The sequence below is a fragment of the Amycolatopsis suaedae genome, from assembly GCF_004214935.1.
In the GTDB taxonomy this organism is placed as follows: domain Bacteria; phylum Actinomycetota; class Actinomycetes; order Mycobacteriales; family Pseudonocardiaceae; genus Amycolatopsis; species Amycolatopsis suaedae.
Window position 1 is genome coordinate 65,742 of the sequence record NZ_SFCC01000006.1, and the last position, 16,397, is coordinate 82,138.

Annotated in this window: 12 protein-coding genes; 3 read left to right on the forward strand and 9 right to left on the reverse strand. The window is 72.5% G+C overall.

Annotated elements, in window-relative coordinates; all coding sequences use genetic code 11:
• Nucleotides 1–88: 88 nt before the first annotated feature.
• The 7 genes from EWH70_RS12895 to EWH70_RS12925 form a co-directional block, all read right to left on the reverse strand.
• Nucleotides 89–4,111, reverse strand: a complete 4,023-nt coding sequence (locus tag EWH70_RS12895) for a TIGR02680 family protein (RefSeq protein WP_130475599.1) — start codon at nt 4,109–4,111, stop codon at nt 89–91.
• Nucleotides 4,108–5,334 carry a TIGR02678 family protein gene (locus tag EWH70_RS12900; RefSeq protein ID WP_130475600.1) on the reverse strand — a complete coding sequence of 409 codons (1,227 nt, stop codon included), beginning with the start codon at nt 5,332–5,334 and terminating at the stop codon, nt 4,108–4,110. The genes EWH70_RS12895 and EWH70_RS12900 overlap by 4 nt, the downstream gene beginning before the upstream one ends.
• Nucleotides 5,331–6,869 (reverse strand): TIGR02677 family protein, encoded by a 1,539-nt coding sequence (locus tag EWH70_RS12905; protein WP_130475601.1) that lies wholly within the window; start codon nt 6,867–6,869, stop codon nt 5,331–5,333. Before EWH70_RS12905 ends, EWH70_RS12900 begins: the two co-directional genes overlap by 4 nt.
• Before the next feature lie 73 nt (nt 6,870–6,942).
• Nucleotides 6,943–7,944 (reverse strand): FecCD family ABC transporter permease, encoded by a 1,002-nt coding sequence (locus EWH70_RS12910; RefSeq protein ID WP_130475602.1) that lies wholly within the window; start codon nt 7,942–7,944, stop codon nt 6,943–6,945.
• Nucleotides 7,941–8,957 carry a FecCD family ABC transporter permease gene (locus tag EWH70_RS12915; protein ID WP_130475603.1) on the reverse strand — a complete coding sequence of 339 codons (1,017 nt, stop codon included), beginning with the start codon at nt 8,955–8,957 and terminating at the stop codon, nt 7,941–7,943. Before EWH70_RS12915 ends, EWH70_RS12910 begins: the two co-directional genes overlap by 4 nt.
• Complete coding sequence (locus EWH70_RS12920) at nt 8,954–10,504, reverse strand: siderophore-interacting protein (protein WP_130475604.1); 1,551 nt, start codon at nt 10,502–10,504, stop codon at nt 8,954–8,956. The genes EWH70_RS12915 and EWH70_RS12920 overlap by 4 nt, the downstream gene beginning before the upstream one ends.
• A gap of 1 nt (nt 10,505) precedes the next feature.
• On the reverse strand, nt 10,506–11,483 hold the full coding sequence (locus EWH70_RS12925; protein ID WP_130475605.1) for an ABC transporter substrate-binding protein: 978 nt from the start codon (nt 11,481–11,483) through the stop codon (nt 10,506–10,508).
• 101 nt (nt 11,484–11,584) lie between these two features.
• On the opposite strand from EWH70_RS12925, the gene EWH70_RS12930 reads away from it, so the two are divergent.
• The 3 genes from EWH70_RS12930 to EWH70_RS12940 all read left to right on the forward strand — a co-directional run bounded on the left by EWH70_RS12930 (nt 11,585) and on the right by EWH70_RS12940 (nt 14,344).
• Entirely contained in the window at nt 11,585–12,274 is a 690-nt protein-coding gene (locus EWH70_RS12930; RefSeq protein WP_165436256.1) for a helix-turn-helix transcriptional regulator, read from the forward strand.
• Between the two features lie 106 nt (nt 12,275–12,380).
• Nucleotides 12,381–13,574 (forward strand): CaiB/BaiF CoA transferase family protein, encoded by a 1,194-nt coding sequence (locus EWH70_RS12935; RefSeq protein ID WP_130475607.1) that lies wholly within the window; start codon nt 12,381–12,383, stop codon nt 13,572–13,574.
• Complete coding sequence (locus EWH70_RS12940; protein WP_130475608.1) at nt 13,571–14,344, forward strand: enoyl-CoA hydratase/isomerase family protein; 774 nt, start codon at nt 13,571–13,573, stop codon at nt 14,342–14,344. The genes EWH70_RS12935 and EWH70_RS12940 overlap by 4 nt, the downstream gene beginning before the upstream one ends.
• Nucleotides 14,345–14,352: 8 nt before the next feature.
• Here the strand turns inward: EWH70_RS12940 and EWH70_RS12945 are convergent, their stop codons facing one another.
• Together EWH70_RS12945 and EWH70_RS12950 are read right to left on the reverse strand one after the other, a co-directional pair.
• Entirely contained in the window at nt 14,353–15,114 is a 762-nt protein-coding gene (locus EWH70_RS12945; protein ID WP_130475609.1) for an IclR family transcriptional regulator, read from the reverse strand.
• Between the two features lie 24 nt (nt 15,115–15,138).
• A complete protein-coding gene (locus EWH70_RS12950; RefSeq protein ID WP_130475610.1) occupies nt 15,139–16,395 on the reverse strand; it encodes an SLC13 family permease in 1,257 nt (418 codons plus the stop codon).
• Between the last annotated feature and the right edge of the window lie 2 nt (nt 16,396–16,397).

Genomic DNA, 16,397 nt, shown 5'->3' on the forward strand with positions numbered 1-16,397 from the left:
AGGCCGCTCCGCGGCCGACGGCGAGGAGGGAAGACGCCGACTCAGGGGGCCCGACCGCGCCCGAGCGGAGCGAGGGCAGAAGACACAGCTATTCCGGGAGTAGCTCCATGCCGTTCCAGGTGAAGTGGGCGGTGGTCACCGCGTCGTCCCCGTCGCCGCCGGTGATGAGCTGGTGGATGCTGACGCCACTGAGCTCGGAGTAGGTGCACCATTCGTGATCGGAGGTGAGCATCAGATCCAGATCGAGCGCTGACAACAGCGCGAACACCTGGCCCCGGTTGGTGGTGTCCACGCCGACGAACACCTCGTCGAGCAGGATGATCCGCGGCGCCTCCGGGACGGCCTGGTAGTGGGCCGCGAGTGCGGCGAACAGCGGCAGGTGCAGTGCGATGGCCTTCTCGCCACCGGAGAGGGCACCGTGCAGCTTGCGGGTCAGCAGCTGCCAGCCCATGCCGCCGCCGCGGTCGACCTTGACCACGAACCGGTGCCACGACGTGTAGTCGAAGACCTGCGCCAGCTGCTGTTCCCAGCTGGTCGCCGAGTCGTCGGCCTTGGCCTGCTCCACCCGCTCCCGGAAAAACCGGTGCAGGGTCTGCCGGTCGGCGTCGGACAGCTGGTCCGGTTCGAGGAGCAGCAGGTCGCGGGCCGACCGCGTGCCCGGCGGCAGGTCCTCGGCGACCTCCCACTCCAGCCGCACGGCGAGCCGGGAGGCCGTGCGGACCCGCTCCAGCCGCGCGTTCATGTCGGTCACCAGCTCGCTCGCCTGCCGGATGCGCGCGGCCAGGTGCCGCCGGGTGTCGCCGGTCAGCGTCTGGTCGAACAGCCTGCGCTCGCGCTCGCTGATCTCCTGGCGGGTCTGCTCGGCCTCGGCCCGCAGGATCTCCAGCAGCTCGGCAGCACCGACGCGGACGCCGTCCACCAGCGCGGTGAACACCTGCACGTCACCGTCGGCCTCCAGGTCGAGGTCCGTGCGGGACTTCAGCGTGTCCCGGGAAGCGTGGATGGACTCCGACAGCCGGTGCAGTGCGTCGGTGAGGTTGTTCGGTGCGTGCGGGACCGACGGCCACGCCGTGGCGATCGTCCGCGCCGCCTCCAGCGCCGCGTCGATGCCCTCCGACGCCGACAGTGCCGACTGGAACCGGGGCAGGTCGTCGATCCCGCTGTCGGCGGGGAACACCCCGGTCGCCACCGCCCGGAACCGGCGGGCAGCCTCGTTGCGGCGCGCGGCACCGGCGTCGCGGGCGCTCGCGTCCGTCGTGCGCTGGGAGTCCAGCCAGCCCAGCTGGGTGGACAGCTCGTACACCTCGCGGTTCGCCGCGTCCAGTTCGGACCGCAGGTCGATCAGCTTCGTGCGCAGCGCGTCGGTCTCGGCGAGCACCCTGCCGTGGTCGACGCCGACCGTCTCCTCGACCGCGGCCAGCGTCGTGGCCAGTTCCGCGTGCCTGGCCTCGGCTTCCTCGGCCTCGGCCTCCCGGGCCTTGGCGTTGTCGGCGGACCGCCGCGCCCGGTCGGCGACGACCTCCAGCGTCGCCTTGGCTCCGGCCAGCCGGGTGTGCTCGTCCAGCCAGCTGTCCGCCTGGTCGGCGAACGACCGCACCGACGTGTCCACAACGGACAGTGCGGAGCGGTCGGTGGGCAGGCCGTTCTCCGCGGCGAGGCTGGTCAGATCGTGCAGTGCCCGCGACACGGCCCGCTCGGCGGCCGACACCGTCTCGACCCGCTGGGCGACGACCGTGTTCGCGGCGCCCAGCTCGGCCTCGGCCACCGCCTGCCTGCGGGCGGCGTCGGCCAGCTCCGACCGGTCCGGCCGGGTGGCCCGCTCCGTCTGGATGGCCAGCCGCCGCGTCTCCAGCGTCATCAGTTCGCGCTCGAGGTCGGCGATCACGCCATCCTCCTCGCTGATGCGTGCGCGGTGCTCGTCGATGCGGTGCTGCCGCGCCCGCCGCCGTGCCCGCGAGCCGATGTGCTCGGCCTCGTCCTTGTGCCAGCTCCCGGTCAGGTTCCCGAGCCGCCAGGTGCCGTCGGCCCCGACGGCGGCAGGCCCGTCGGGCGGCAGCCGGTCGCCGAACGCGATCGCGGACAGCAGCTGGGTGACGACCCGCGGCTGTACCTCGGTGTCGCGTTCGGACACCAGCACGTCCGCCAGCGACCGCCCGGGAACCGAGCGCAACGCGTCCGGGTCGGCGAACACGTCGTGGCCTTCCACGTCGCCCCGGTAGCCGACCCAGGCGGTGAGCAGCCCACTGCCCTCCAGCGCGGCCTCGATCCCGGCGTGCCAGTCCTCCGGGGTGTCCCTGGCGAAGTCGACGAGCCTCCACAGTGGAGCGCCGACCATCCGGGACCGGTCGGTGGTCTGCGTCGACGGCGGCTCGGGCGGCAGCTCCTGCTCGGCGTTGAGCAGGTGGATCTCGGCGACCAGCTCGTGCCGGTCCGCCTTGGCGATCCGCAACCGCGCCCGCAGCACCGTTTCCTGCTCGATGACCTCCCGCAGGGCCGTCGCCGCGGCCGCGTCGACAACGTCGAGCAGCGCCACCTCCGGTTCGACGTGGTCCAGCAGCGCCGACGGGTCCTCGAACACCAGCTCCCGGCAGTCACTGGCCCACTCCAGCAGCCTGCCGCCCAGCGCGACCCTGGCCCGCTCGCGGTCCTCCGCCGCGGCGTCGACCCGGTCCTGCGCGCCGGCCACCTCGGCCCTGGCCAGGTCCAGCTCGGCCTCGGCCTGCTGCCTGCGTTCCACCGCCAGTTCGTGCGCGCTCAGCGCGCGCTGCACCAGGGCGAGCTGGTCCTGCCGGTTGCGCACGGCCGCCCGCAGCAGCGGTCTGGCCCGGCCGCTGGCCAGGTTGGCCTTCGCCTCGGCGTGCACGCTGGCCAGCCCGGCCCTGCCCGCCGCGGTGCGGACGTCGTCGTCCCGCGAGCGGACCGCGCCTGCCTGCCTGGTCACGTCGTGCTGCGCCTGACGTTCCGCTTCGGCGTCGGATTCCGCGTCGGCCCGCAGCCGGACCGCGTCCCGCCGGGTCCGCGCGGCCAGGGCGGCAGCGTCGGCGGTCCGCCTGCGCAACCGGTCCAGTTCCCGGCCGGACCGGTAGTCAGGGCTCTCGGTCAGCCCGGCGCGACGGGCCTCGGCGGCGTCGATGTCCTTGCCCAGCGAGCGAACCCGCGCCTCGGCGGCCGACCGGCGCCGCTCCGCCTCGTCGTAGGCCTCGGCGGACCGCTGCGCGGTCGCCGTCAGTTCGCCGAGTTCGGCGTCGGCCGACAGCAGTGCGGCGGCACCGGAACGCAACACGCGCTGTGCGTAGGTCTTCTGCCTCGCCGCCAGCGTCTTGGCGGCCGCGACCTCGTCCTCCAGCCGCTTGAGCCGGTCGCGCTGGGCGTCCAGCCGCTCGAAGCCCTCGGCCAGGTCGGCGATCTCCTGCTGGCCCAGCGGTGGCAGCGCACGGGACAGCAGCGTCGACAGCAGCGCCGGGTCGAGCCGCTGCGACAGCTTCGGCATCCGCAGTTGCAGCAGGGCGGTGATGAGCGCGTCGTACCGCTGCTCGGTCAGCCGGGGGAACAGGACCGTACGCACCGCGGTGCGGTAGTCGTTCGCCGTCGCGTGTACGGCTCCCCGGGTGCCGAGACGTTCCTCCAGCGCGGGCCGGGTGAGCGGCTGGCCGGACTCGGTCACCAGCGAGAGGTTCTCGCCGATCCGCAGGTCGGTGGTGAAGTAGTCGGGGTGCACGGTGGTGTTGTGGGCGCTGGCCTGCAGCCGAGCGCCGCAGGTGAACCACCTGCCGGTCGGCGAGCGGAACTCCAGCCAGACGTAACCCACCCTGGACGTGGCCGAGGTCCCCTCGCCCATGAGGTTCCAGTACATGGTCCGCTCGCCGGTGCCGAACGTCGACAGCCGGTTGGCCCGCAGGTTGGCGTCGAACAGGAACGGCAGCAGCAGTTCGAGCGCCTTGGACTTGCCACTGCCGTTGGGACCGCGCAGCAGCAGGCGCCCGTGGTGGAACTCGAAGACCTCGTCGTAGTACCGCCAGACGTTGAGGATGCCCGCGCGGGTGGGGGTCCACCTCGGCGTGCGGGCCAGCGGTTCGGCCGCACCGCGGCGGGGCAGGTCGGTCACGGTCATACGGGGTTCTCCTCGGTGCCGCGCACGGCGTACCGCGCGGCCGCGGGACAGGGTCGTACCACGCCGTCGGTGATCCGCACCAGGTCGAACGCGGTCAGGACGGCCAGCGCGCCCGCGGTGAGCCGGTCGGCGCCCGCGTCGCGGCAGGCGGCGGCCCAGCGGGGGAACCGCCGCAGCAGCCCGGCGGTGGCGTTGCGCAGTTGCTCGACGGTCGCCGGCCCGTCCAGGTGATCGAGCAGGAGCAGGGCGGCCACCCCGGTGTCACTGTTGTCGTCGGGGAAGCGGGTGTCCGTGGCGATGCCGTCGACGTCCACCAGCAGCACGCCCTCGGCCCGTTCCTCCAGTGCGAACCCGCCCTGCTCGGCCGCGCGCCGCAGCAGCTGGCGCCCGGCCGGTGAGGTGAGGTACTCCCGTTCGGCGGCGGACAGGTCGGCGAAGTACAGCACCGGGTCGTCCACCAGCCTGCGGAACACCGAATGCCGCAGCCACAGGTTGCGCTGAGTCTCCGAGGCGGCGGCGCTGTCCTGGTGCCTGCCCGAGGTCAGGCCGTACCGGCGCTCGCTGGCGACGGCGCTGACCAGTTCGCTGAACCGCGACGCCACCTCGTCGGGCGGCACGCCGAGGCCGGACGGGCCGACCGGCGCCGCGAGCAGCCGCAGCAGCAGCGTCGAGTCGACGCGGTAGAGCACCTTCGCCGAGGCCGAGTCGGCGAACGACTCCGTGCTGCCGTCGACGACCTCCAGCGCGCCGTAGCCTTCCAGCACACCGAGGACGTCGGCGAACGCGGCACGCTCGGCGCGGCTGGCCGGGTCGAAGGTCACCACGACGTCGTCGGCAGCCGTGGCCCTGGCGACGCGGTCGGCGAGCAGGCCGACGGTGGTCACCGGCACGGTGAGCAGCTCGGCCGCCACCACGCAGAACAGGACGTAGCGCCTGCGGTCGAACGGCACGCCCGCCGGTCCGGGACGGCGTGCCGGGCGGGTGGAGTCAGTGCCCGCCCGCACCTTGAGCAGGCGGGCGTAGCCCAGGCGCGGCTCGACGGTGAGCGTCCAGCCGCAGTAGTAGTCGAACCACTTGCGGATCGGTTCCCTGCGCCTGCGAACCAGATCGAACACCTCGGGTGCGGCGCGTTCGGTGATCAGCGGAGTGGCGAGCAGCTGGCGGATGCCGCGGGCGATCTCCTCGCGCTCGGCGGTGACCAGCTGGTTGGCGAGGTGGCTCATCGGGCACCGGCCTCGCTGACCCGCTGGGCGGCACCACCCGCGGAGCGCAGCTCCACCTCGTAGTCCGGCCCGCGGAACTCGCCGCGGGCCGTCGTCAGCACGGCGGTCGCGCCGTCCGGCGGTGGGCGCAGCAGGATCTCGATGCGGCCGTCGGAGGAGATGCTGCGCCGCGCGCCGGTGGTGTCCGGGCCGGCGTCGAGTGCCCGCCCGAGCAGGTCCAGCAGCCGTTCGAACACCGAGTGGTCCAGCCGCGTGAAGCCGGACAGCCGGACGGTGCCGCCGGTGTCGATCATGTTCCACGCCGCCTCCAGCTCGGCCCGTTCGGCGAGTGCGCGCTCGGCCCGCGCGGCCTTGATCGCGGTCACGTCGCGCACCCGGCCCGCGCGAGCGGACCGTTCGGCCGACTCCGGCGGCCACAGCCTCGGCGCGACCTCCACCGGCGGGGCGTCCCGCCAGGACGTCCGGGGGCTCACCAGCTCGGGGTCGGGGTCGGCGAGGTGCGCGTGCCGGGCCGGGCTCAGCCCGAACATGGTCGACCACAGCCGGTGCAGGTCGTCCTGACCGGGTACGACGGTGAACCAGCGGGCCAGCTCCCGGAAGTCCGCGACCGCGCTGCTGGCCTGCCGCCGGGACTCGGTGATCCGGTCGAGGACCTGCAGCAGCGTGACGATGGCCTGGCGGGCGACGAGGTGCAGCTGCTCGGCCCGCGGGGTGGCGCCGTCGGCGGGAAGGAACCAGTTCCGCAGCGCCGTCCAGTGCTCGCGCCTGCGGGCCAGCCACTCCGGGGCCGGGTCGACGGGCGTGAGCCGGGGCAGCTCGGCTCCCCGCAGTGCGCGCTGGTGCAGGTGGTCGACGCCGCGCTCACCGATCTCGCGGACGCGGGTGGCGATGGTGTGCGCGCGGTGTTCCAGATTGGTGAGGAACTCCTGGAGGTAGGCCACCGTGGACGCTTTGACCTCGTGGAAGGTCGCCAGGTCGGCTCCGTCGGCGCGCAGCAGCCGCTGCAGGTCACCGTTGAACCGGCGGGCACCCTCCCGCAGGGCGCCGAGGTGGTTCTCCACCTCGATCAGCGTGCTGAAGACGCGGCGGTCCTGCCCGGCGTCCAGCTCGTGCACCAGGTCGCCGAGCCGGTCGGCCAGCGCGTCCAGTACCGCGGTCTGCAGTGCGCCTGCCGACGCGAGGACCTCCATGGACCGGCTTATGCCCGCGAAAGCCGCCTCGCCGCGGCGGGTGAGGCAGTACCGCAGGTTGCGGCGCTCGTACTCGGTGGCGGTGCCCAGCTCGCCGACGTGGTCCTGGATGACGTCGACGAGGTTGCCCGCGCGCAGTTCCTCCAGCGCGCCGACGAGGTCGTCCTCGGTCAGCGCGCCCGGCCAGCCTGCCGCGCGCAGCCGGGTGCGCAGGCCGTCGACGCTGAGGGTCTCGGTCAGCTCGTCACCGGCCTCGCTGAAGGCACGCAGAACCGAAACATGCAGCTCAGCCCGGTCACCGCTGACGAAGCGGAAGATCTCGGACAGAACACGGTTCGGTTTCACGTTCGCCTCCCGCTCACACCGTACGGGGTGGTTCAAGTCCGTGTGAGGTCTTCACGGAAGGGGGTGTGGCGATTCACGAAGTCCGGCGCGCTCCGCGCACGAGCAGCCACACCAGGTACGCCCCGCCGACGACCACGGTGACCACACCCACCGGCAGCAGCACCGGGTGGAACAGCCACTGCGCGACGCCGTCGGACACGATCAGCAGCAACGCGCCGACACATGCCGACGGCAGCAGCGTCGTACCGGAGCCGCGCACCAGCCGCCGGGCGATCTGCGGGGCGGCGAGCGCGATGAAGTTGATCGGCCCGGCCACCGCGGTGGCGGTCGCGGTGAGCGCGACCGACAACGTCAGCAGCCCCAGCCGGGTGCGCTCGGTGTTCAGCCCGGACGTGGCGGCCAGCTCGTCGCCCAGCTCCAGCTGCCGCATCGGCTGGAAGATCATCGCCGACAGGGCCACCAGCGCCAGTGCGACCGCGGCGGCCACCCCGGCGTCCGGCCACGCGACGCCGTTCAGGCTGCCGGTCGCCCAGGTGCTCGCGCTCATCGCCACTTCGACGTCGGCGGTGAGCAGCAGCCAGGTGTTGACCGAGCCGAGCATGGCCGTGACGCCGATGCCGACGATGATCAGCCGGAACCCCTGTACACCGCGGGACCAGGCCAGCAGGTAGACGGCGATCGCGGTGGCGACGCCGCCTGCCAGCGCGCCCAGCGCGACGTGGGTGTAGCCGGTTCCGACCACGAGCATGGTGACCAGCGCTCCGGTGTGCGAGCCGGACGTGAAGCCGATGATGTCCGGGCTGCCGAGCGGGTTGCGGGTCAGCGACTGGCAGATCGCCCCGCTGACGCCGAGCGCGGCACCCAGCGTGAGGGCGGCCAGCACCCTGGGCAGCCGCCATTCGACGACGACCGTCGTCGCCGCGCGGTCGCCGAGTCCGAGCAGTGCGCCGATCACCTCGCCGGGGCCGAGCGCGATGCTGCCGATGCCGAGCAGCGCGATGCCGCAGGCCAGTGCGACGCCCAGGGTGGCCGCACCGGCCACCACCGCCCGGCGGCGGTCCACGGTCGTGATCATGCCGCGCTCGCCTTGCGCCCGCGGACCATGGCGATCAGCACCGGCGCGCCGAGGAACGCGACGACGACGCCCATCGGCACCTCGCCCGTGCTGAGCACGAGCCTGCCGAGGGTGTCCGCCCACAGCACCAGCACCGGCGCCAGGACGGCGGTCAGCGCGAACATCCAGCGGTGGTCCGGGCCGGTGATCCAGCGCGCCACGTGCGGCACCATCAGGCCGACGAACACGACCGGGCCGGCGAGTGCCGTCGCGCCGCCTGCCAGCAACGTCACGGCACCGATCACCGCCGTGCGGACGACGGCCGGATTGGACCCCAGCGCGCCGGCCAGTTCCTCGCCGAGCGCGATGACGTCGAGCGGCTTCGCCACCACCGCGGCGATGACCAGCCCGGCGAGCAGGAACGGCGTGACCGTCCCGAGTGTGCCGAGATCGGTGCCGGTCAGCGCGGTCGACGCCCAGTGCCGCATCCGCTCGAACGTCTGCTCGTCGATCAGCACCAGCGAGAGGACGATCCCGTTGAGAACGGCACTGAGCGCCATGCCGGACAGCACCAGCCTGCCGGGAGTGGCCCGTTCGCGTCCCGCGGCGGCGATGACGTAGACGGCCACGGTCGCCAGCAGGGCCCCGAGGAAGGCGAACCACACGTATCCCGAAGCGGCCATGCCGCCGACCAGGGCGACCGAGAGCGCGACGAAGAAGGCCGCGCCCGCGTTCACGCCGAGAATTCCGGGATCCGCCAGCGGGTTGCGGGTCAGCGCCTGGATCAGGCCACCCGCGACGCCGAGCGCGGCACCCACGGCGATCCCGGTGAGCGTCCGGGGCAGCCGGGTCTCGCGGACGATCACCTCGTCGTAGGCGCCGGTGTGCTGGAACAACGCGTTCCACACCGTCTCCACCGGCAGATCGGCCCAGCCGATGACCAGGCTGGCCCAGATCGACCCGGCGAGCGCGGCCAGCCCCAGCGCGACACCGAGCGGCCGGCGGGTGGCCGGCCGGGTGAGCGTGGCCGTCATCGGGAGGTGAGCTCGACCAGCAGGTGATCCCAGCCGAGGTGACGAACGGAGGTGACGGTGTACCCGGCCCGCTCGGCGAGCACGGTCAGGTCCGAGGGCTTTCGCGGCGGTGCGCCGGTGGCCGCCCAGTGCCGCAGCGCGTGGGACAGCTCGGCCCTGCCGCCGGGCTCGTCGTCCTCGGCGTGCTCGACGAGCAGCACCCGCGTTCCGGCGAACGACCGCAGCAGCGCGACGGCGTCGTCATCGGGCAGGCCGCCCAGTGCCAGCGCGCACACGGTGGTGCCTGCCGGTTCGGCGAGCCGGACGGTGTCACCGACGGCCTCGCGCACCAGGCCGGCGCCGGGACCGGTGATCCGGACGGCCTCGCCGGGCCGCCAGGCCGGGCTGTCGGTGATGCCGCCTGCCAGGAACACCAGCGACCGCAGCCGGTCCGGGCTGTCGACCGCCGGTCCCGCGGGACCGCCTGCCCGGACTGCCTCGGGCAGCTTGACCAGCGCGGAGTCGGCGTCGGTTTCCAGCCCGTGCAGGAGCCGTTCGTCGTCGAGGAGGTCCTCGCCGAGCGGGGCGAGGCCCACGACGTCGCCGGTGACCTCCAGCAGGCCGATCGTGCCGAGGTAGCGGGCCAGCAGGCCCAGCCCCTGCTCAGGGCAGCCGGTCTCGGCAGCGAGGTCCGCAACGGATCGCGGTTTGGCGGCGACGGCCTGGATCAGCCCGGTCCGTACGGCGGCGCGCACGGCGTGGCCCGGCAATGGATCGAGCAGCAGCCGGAGGGTGTCGTTCCTGCTGGTCCGCCAGTACCCGGTGATGTTGACCCGCTCGCGGGGCAGCTCGCGGGTGTAGGTGCACCACCGCCGCAGCGGCTTGAGCGAGGTGGCCTCGCCGCCGCACCAGACGTAGGGCTTCTCGTACGGCCAGGGCATCCCGGTCACGTAATCGGCCACTGTGGACGGACGCCGCAGCCAGGTCACCTCGACGTCGCCGCTGGTGTCGAGCGGGTAGGCGTCCGCGCCGTCGTGGGTGATCTCGACGACGACCCGGACCGGGCAGTCCAGCGGCCGTTCGTCGAGGAACCGGCCGATGGCGGGTAGCGCCGTCTCGTCACCGGCCAGCAACACGAAGTCCACATCGGACGGCAGGTCCAGTGACGACTTCGGCCCGACCAGGTGCAACCGGTCGCCGGGCGCGGCGGTGCGGGCCCAGCGTGCGGCCGGGCCGTCGCCGTGCAGCACGAAGTCGAGGTCCAGCTCGCCGGCCCGCGGATCCCACCGGCGCGGCGTGTAGTCCCGGTTGACCCGCGTGTGGCTGTGTGGCCAGTCGATTCCGGTGCGGTGCTGCACCGGCAGTTCCGGCTCGGTCCGGCCGGGCGGCGGCAGCAGGATCTTGACGTGGTCGTCGAAGCCGTCGCTGACGAAGCCGGGCAGGTCGAGCCCGTCCCGGTGGAACGGGCGCAGTTGCTCGCCACCGAGGGTGACCCGCCGCATGGCCGGGGACGGGTCACTGACCCGCAGTACGGTCAGCTCCCGCAGGATCACCGGGAACGTGCGCATCTCAGCTCCCCGCGAACTGCCGCTGGACGTGGTCCAGCGTGGCCATGACGGCCTGGTAGTCGGCACGGTAGGTCCAGCCGGGCAGGTCGTACACCTTGCCGGCGCGGAAGGCAGGAAGCCCCGCGTAGAGCGGATCCTTGGCCAGTGCGGCGGCGTTGGGCACGCCGGGCTGGAACGGGACGACGAAGACGACGGGCGCGGTCACCACCGAGCCGAGCTGCTCCGGAGTGATCTTGACTGAGTCGCCGGTGCTGGCCGGTTTGAGGTTGGGGTTCCGCTGGCCGACCGGGTCGGCCGGGAAGCCGAGGTCGCTCATCGTGGCGGGCAGCGCGGACCCCTCCGGCAGGAAGTAGGTGCCACCGGTGGTGGTCATCAGGTAGATGGCGGCGCCGTCCGGACGTTTGGTCGCGGCCTTCACCTGGGTGACCTTGGCCTGGTAGGCGTCGACCATGGTCTTGGCCTCGGCGGGCTTGCGGAACACCTGGCCGGCGAGGAACGACAGCTCGTCACGCCAGGTCGACGGCTTGGTGCTGACGATGACGGTCGGCGCGATCTGGCTCAGCCGGTCGTAGGCCTCGACGGCCTGCAGGCCGGGGCGGCCCTGCCCGCCGGCGACGATGAGGTCGGGCTTCTCGCCGAGGATGGCCTCGAAGTCGAAGCCGTCGAAGCTCCACGGCAGCACCTTGGTGCCCGCGGTCTTGGCCTGCTCGGCCCAGAACTGCGAGAAGCCTTCCGGGCTCGGGTCGCGGGTGGTGGGGATGGTGGCGCCGACCGGGACGCCGAGGCCGTAGAGGTAACCGGTGAGCGCCGGGTTGAGCACGACCACCTTCCTGGGGGCGGCGGGGATGTTCACCACGCCCTTGTCGGTGGTGACCGGCACCGTGGCGTCGGCCGCTTCGGTGCCACCGCCGCATGCGGTCAGTCCCAGCGCCAGCACGGCGCTCAGGACCACGGTTCTCCACGGCAGCTTCGTACGCATCTCGCCCCTCTCCAACCAGGCAGGTGTCGGGGCAAGGTTAGGCTAAGTTACCTTCCTGGTCGGTGCCCCAGAATGACAACCACGACACGGAGGTGACATTCGTGACCGTTCGCGTGGAGGACGTTCCCGAGCGTCACCGGGTCCGGTTCACCGGACACGACTTCCACAGTCACGACGAGCCCCTGCTGATCTGGGTGCTCGCCGGCCGGGGCCGCGTGCGTGCGCTCGGCGAGGAGTACGTCCTGCCCGCCGGGACCGGCCTGTGGCTGGCGGCCGGTGTGCCGCACGACATGTCGTGGGACGTCCGCGGGGTGACCGCCGGGTTCCTGCTCGCGCCGGGTGCGGAGCCGGACGGCGGCTGCCTGCTCGTCGCCGATCCGGCGCTCGCCGAGGCGGTGGCCGCCGCGCTGGCCGCCGCGCCGGGTTCGGAGGAGGAGCGGGCTCCGCTGCGCGCGATGCTCACCGAGGTGCTCCGCGAGGTGGCGGGTGCGCCGCTGCCGTTGCCGCTGCCGTCGCACGAGGTCGCCGGCGCCATCGCGGGCGAACTGCTGGCGGGCGACGGCGACACCCTGGAGCTGCTGTCCCGGCGGCACCACATCAGCCCGCGGCAGGTCCAGCGGCTGTTCCTGGAGGAGACGGGGCTGACGTTCAGCCGCTGGCGCACCCGGGCGCGCCTGAACCTGGCGTTGACCGAACTGCGGGCGGGCCGGTCGATGGGGCAGGCGGCCCGCCGTGCCGGCTACCGCAGCCGCCACGGCCTGGCCAAGGCACTTCGCCGAGAGGGTCGCTGAACCGGACCTCCGAGTGTTGACGGCCGGGACGCTCGCCGCCTACCGTTGTGCCGTATCACGATGTGTGTGCCGTAATACGGCACGACGAGTGGAGCGGCGGCCAACGATGACGTCTGCGCTGGGACACCTGACCGTCCTCGACCTGACCCAGGTCATGGCGGGCCCGTACTGCTGCCAGTTGCTGGGTGACCTCGGCGCCGACGTGATCAAGGTCGAGCCGGTCGGCCGCGGCGACGCCACCCGCGAGGCCACCGGGCACCGGCTGCCCGGTGGGCAGAGTGCGGCGTTCCTCGCCGTCAACCGCAACAAGCGCAGCGTCGCGCTCGACCTGAAGTCCGACGCCGGGCGGGAGACGTTCCACCGGTTGGCCCGCACGGCCGACGTCGTGGTGGAGAGCTTCCGGCCCGGCGTCGCGGCCCGGCTGGGCGTCGACTACGCGACGCTCAGCGCCGTCAACCCGCGGCTGGTCTACGCCTCGATCTCCGGCTTCGGCCAGACCGGTCCGTACGCGGCGCGGCCCGGGTACGACCTGATCGCGCAGGCCATGTCCGGGATCATGAGCGTGACCGGCGAGCCGGGCGGCGAGCCGGTGAAGTCCGGGGTGCCGGTCGCCGACATGTCCGCCGGTCTCTACTGTGCCGTCGGCATTCTCACCGCGTGCCTGGCCCGGGAACGGACCGGTCGCGGGCAGGCCGTCGACGCGTCGCTCTACGACGCGGCACTCGCGCTGTCGGTCTGGGAGACCTCCGAACTGTGGGCCACCGGCAGGGCGCCCGGGCCGCTCGGCTCGGCGCACCGGGTCAACGGGCCGTACCAGGCACTGTCCACACGCGACGGGCACCTGGTCATCGGCGCCAACAACGACCGGCTGTGGCAGCGGTTGTGCGATGTGCTCGGTCGTCCCGACCTGGCTGCCGACGAGCGGTTCACCACCAACACCGACCGGGTCCGTAACCGGGAGCCGCTGGCCACCGAGCTGACCTGCACCCTGCGCACCCGCGACACCGCCGACTGGGTCGAACGGCTGCTCGAAGCCGGCGTCCCGGCCGGCCCGATCCACGACTACGCCCAGTCCTGTGCCGACCCGCACACCCAGGCCAGGCAGATGGTCCTGGAAATGGAGCAACCCGGCGAAGGCCGCGTCCGCACACTCGGCATCCCGGTCAAGCTCAGCGACACCCCCGGCTCGGTCACCCGCCCGGCGCCCGGGCTCGGGCAGCACACCGACGAGGTTCTGCGGGCCGCCGGCTACTCGGCCGGCGAGATCGCCGCGATGCGGCAGACGGGAGCGGCGGGATGACCGGCGAGCTGCTGACCGACTTCACCGGGCCGGTCGCCACCGCGACCTTCAACCGTCCGGCCGCTCGCAACGCGATGACCTGGGCGATGTACGACGGGCTGGTCGAGTTCTGCGAGCGGGTCGACGCCGACCCGGACATCCGGGTCGCCGTCCTGCGTGGCGCCAGCGACCGCGCGTTCGTCGCGGGCACCGACATCCGGCAGTTCGCCGAGTTCGACGGCGCCGCCGACGGGCTGGCCTACGAGCAGCGCATCGAGGGCGTGATCAGCAGGCTCGAACGGGTGGAGGTGCCGACCGTCGCCGTCGTCGACGGGTACGCGACCGGCGGTGGCCTGACCATCGCCGCCGCCTGTGACCTGCGGATCTGCACGCCGTCGGCGCGCTTCGGGCTGCCGATCGCCCGCACGCTCGGCAACTGCGTCTCGATGGCGACCTACGCCCGCCTGGTCGCCCTGCTCGGTCAGACCAGGACGCTGCACCTCATCTACACGGCCGGATTCGTCGACGGCGAGGAGGCGCTGCGGGCAGGACTGGCCAGTGAGCTGGTCGACGCCGGACGGCTGGACGACCGGTTGCGTGAACTGTGCGAACAGCTGGCCTCGCACGCGCCGCTGACGATGCGGGTCAGCAAGACCGCGCTGCGCCGGCTGCGGGAACACACTCTGCCGCCGGACGACGACCTGCTGGCACTCTGCTATGGCAGCGCCGACTTCCGCGAGGGCGTCACCTCGTTCCTGGAGAAACGCAAGCCACGCTGGCAGGGCCGGTGATCCCGGCGTCAGACCGGGTCGATCGCGCCGCGGTGACCGAGCGTGGCGCTGATCCGTCGCGCGGCCTCGGCCACCATGGCACCGAACCTCGCCCGCGCCTCCTCCGGCATCCGTCCGCTCGGCGCCGAGATCGACACGCTCGCCACCGCGGCGCCGCTGTGGTCGAAGATCGGCGCGGCGACGGCGGCGATGTCGGTCCGCCACTCGCCGACGTTCACCGCGTAGCCACGGCGCCGGACCTCGTGCAGCTCGGCGAGGAACTCGTCCCAGTCGACGATGGTGCTGCCGGTGTGCCGTTCCAGCTCGTCGCCGAGGATCTCGTGGACCCGCTCCGGCGGCAGGGTGGACAGGATCGCCTTGCCGTTGGACGAACCGTGCAGCGGCACCCGGCTGCCCAGCGGCAGCACCGCACGCACCGGATGTGCGGTCTCGATCCGCTCGATCAGCACCGCGTGGTCACCGTCGCGCACCATCAGGTGTGCTGTCTCGCCGGACTCGCGCCGCAGTTCGTGCATGACGGGTGCCGCGGCGTCGCGCACACTGAGGTCGCCGATGGCGAGCTGACCCACCTGCAAGGCGCGTCCGGTGAGCACCCAGCGGGTGACCTCGGCGCCGTCCGGGCAGATCCACCCGGCCGTCCACAGTGTACGGAGCGCGCGCTGCACGGTGCTCTTCGGCAGGTTCAGGGAACGCGCCAGCTCGCCGACACCGATCGGCTGAGTGTGGGCCACCTCCTCGAGCACCCGGAAGGTGGTGAGCACGGCGCGCATACCGCGAGTCTAGCCGCATCGGACTCACAGCCAGCCCGGGAGCACGAAGATCGCCCACGCGCAGATCGGCGCGACGGCGATCATGCTCATGCCCCACACCATCAGGCCGCGGAACACCCGGTCCCTGCTCTCCTCCGGGGTGCTCGCCACGACCAGCGCGCCACTGGTGGAGAACGGCGAGGAGTCCACAACGGACGAGGAGATCGCCAGCGCGGTGATCATGCCGACCGCGCCGATCTCGCCGCCGAGCAGGAACGGCACCGCGAGCGGGATCAACGCGCCGAGGATGCCGGTCGTCGAGGCGAACGCCGAGACGGCGGCGCCGATCAGGCAGATGACGAACGCAGCCAGCAGCGGGATGCCGATGCCCGCGACGCTGTTGCCGAGGAAGTCGATGGTCCCCACGGACTCCATCAGGCTGACGTAGGTCACCACACCACAGATCAGCAGTACGGTCGGCCAGGCGACCTCGCCGACGCACTTCTTCGTGGTGCCCGGCCAGAGCAGGCACAGGACCGTGCCGATGCTGATGGCCAGCAGGCCGACGTCGAGGTCGAAGAACAACGCGCCGACGGTGAGCAACACGATCCCGGCGAGCGTGGTCGCCTTCGGCGCGTCCAGCCGCACCTGGCCCTCCGTCGAGGTCGGCTCGTCCTCCACAGTGGACACCCTGCGCCGCAGCAGGTCCTTGCCGCCGAACAGGAAGAACACGACCACGCTCAGCACGACGTTGAAGACGAACGACGCGATCCACAGCAGCGTCGGGTTGCCGGGGAGGTTGTTGCGGTCGACCACGCCGTTGGTGATGGTGCCGAAGATGCTGATCGGGGAGAAGCCACCGGCGCTGGCGCCGTTGATGATCAGCAGCCCCATCAGCATCGGGTTGATCCGGTGGCGGACCGCGAAGCTCAGCCCCACCGGCGACATGATCGCCACCGCGCCGGGCACGACGGCGCCCACCATGGTGAGCAGGCTGGTGACCGCGAACATCACCCACGGGATGAGCGCGATCCGTCCCCGGACGGCGCGGACACCCGCGTGGATGAGCCAGTCGACGGTGCCGTTGGCCTTGGCGATGGCGAACAGCAGCGTGACACCGGCGAGTACGACGAAGAGGTCGCCGGGAAAGCCGGCGAACAGGTCGTCGGCTTCCTTGCCGAAGACGAACGTCCCGATGACGAAGGTCCCGAGGAAGGCCACCGCGCCCATGTTGACCGAGCGAACCGTGGCCACGAGAAAGATCAGGACGAGGCCGATGATGGAGACGAGCTGGGTAGACATTC

Coding starts and splice junctions, on each gene's coding strand:
- EWH70_RS12895 (WP_130475599.1), bottom strand. CDS start 4,111: ATGACCGTGACCGACCTGCCCCGCCGCGGTGCGGCCGAACCGCTGGCC.
- EWH70_RS12900 (WP_130475600.1), bottom strand. CDS start 5,334: ATGAGCCACCTCGCCAACCAGCTGGTCACCGCCGAGCGCGAGGAGATC.
- EWH70_RS12910 (WP_130475602.1), bottom strand. CDS start 7,944: ATGATCACGACCGTGGACCGCCGCCGGGCGGTGGTGGCCGGTGCGGCC.
- EWH70_RS12915 (WP_130475603.1), bottom strand. CDS start 8,957: ATGACGGCCACGCTCACCCGGCCGGCCACCCGCCGGCCGCTCGGTGTC.
- EWH70_RS12920 (WP_130475604.1), bottom strand. CDS start 10,504: ATGCGCACGTTCCCGGTGATCCTGCGGGAGCTGACCGTACTGCGGGTC.
- EWH70_RS12925 (WP_130475605.1), bottom strand. CDS start 11,483: ATGCGTACGAAGCTGCCGTGGAGAACCGTGGTCCTGAGCGCCGTGCTG.
- EWH70_RS12935 (WP_130475607.1), top strand. CDS start 12,381: ATGACGTCTGCGCTGGGACACCTGACCGTCCTCGACCTGACCCAGGTC.
- EWH70_RS12940 (WP_130475608.1), top strand. CDS start 13,571: ATGACCGGCGAGCTGCTGACCGACTTCACCGGGCCGGTCGCCACCGCG.
- EWH70_RS12945 (WP_130475609.1), bottom strand. CDS start 15,114: ATGCGCGCCGTGCTCACCACCTTCCGGGTGCTCGAGGAGGTGGCCCAC.
- EWH70_RS12950 (WP_130475610.1), bottom strand. CDS start 16,395: ATGTCTACCCAGCTCGTCTCCATCATCGGCCTCGTCCTGATCTTTCTC.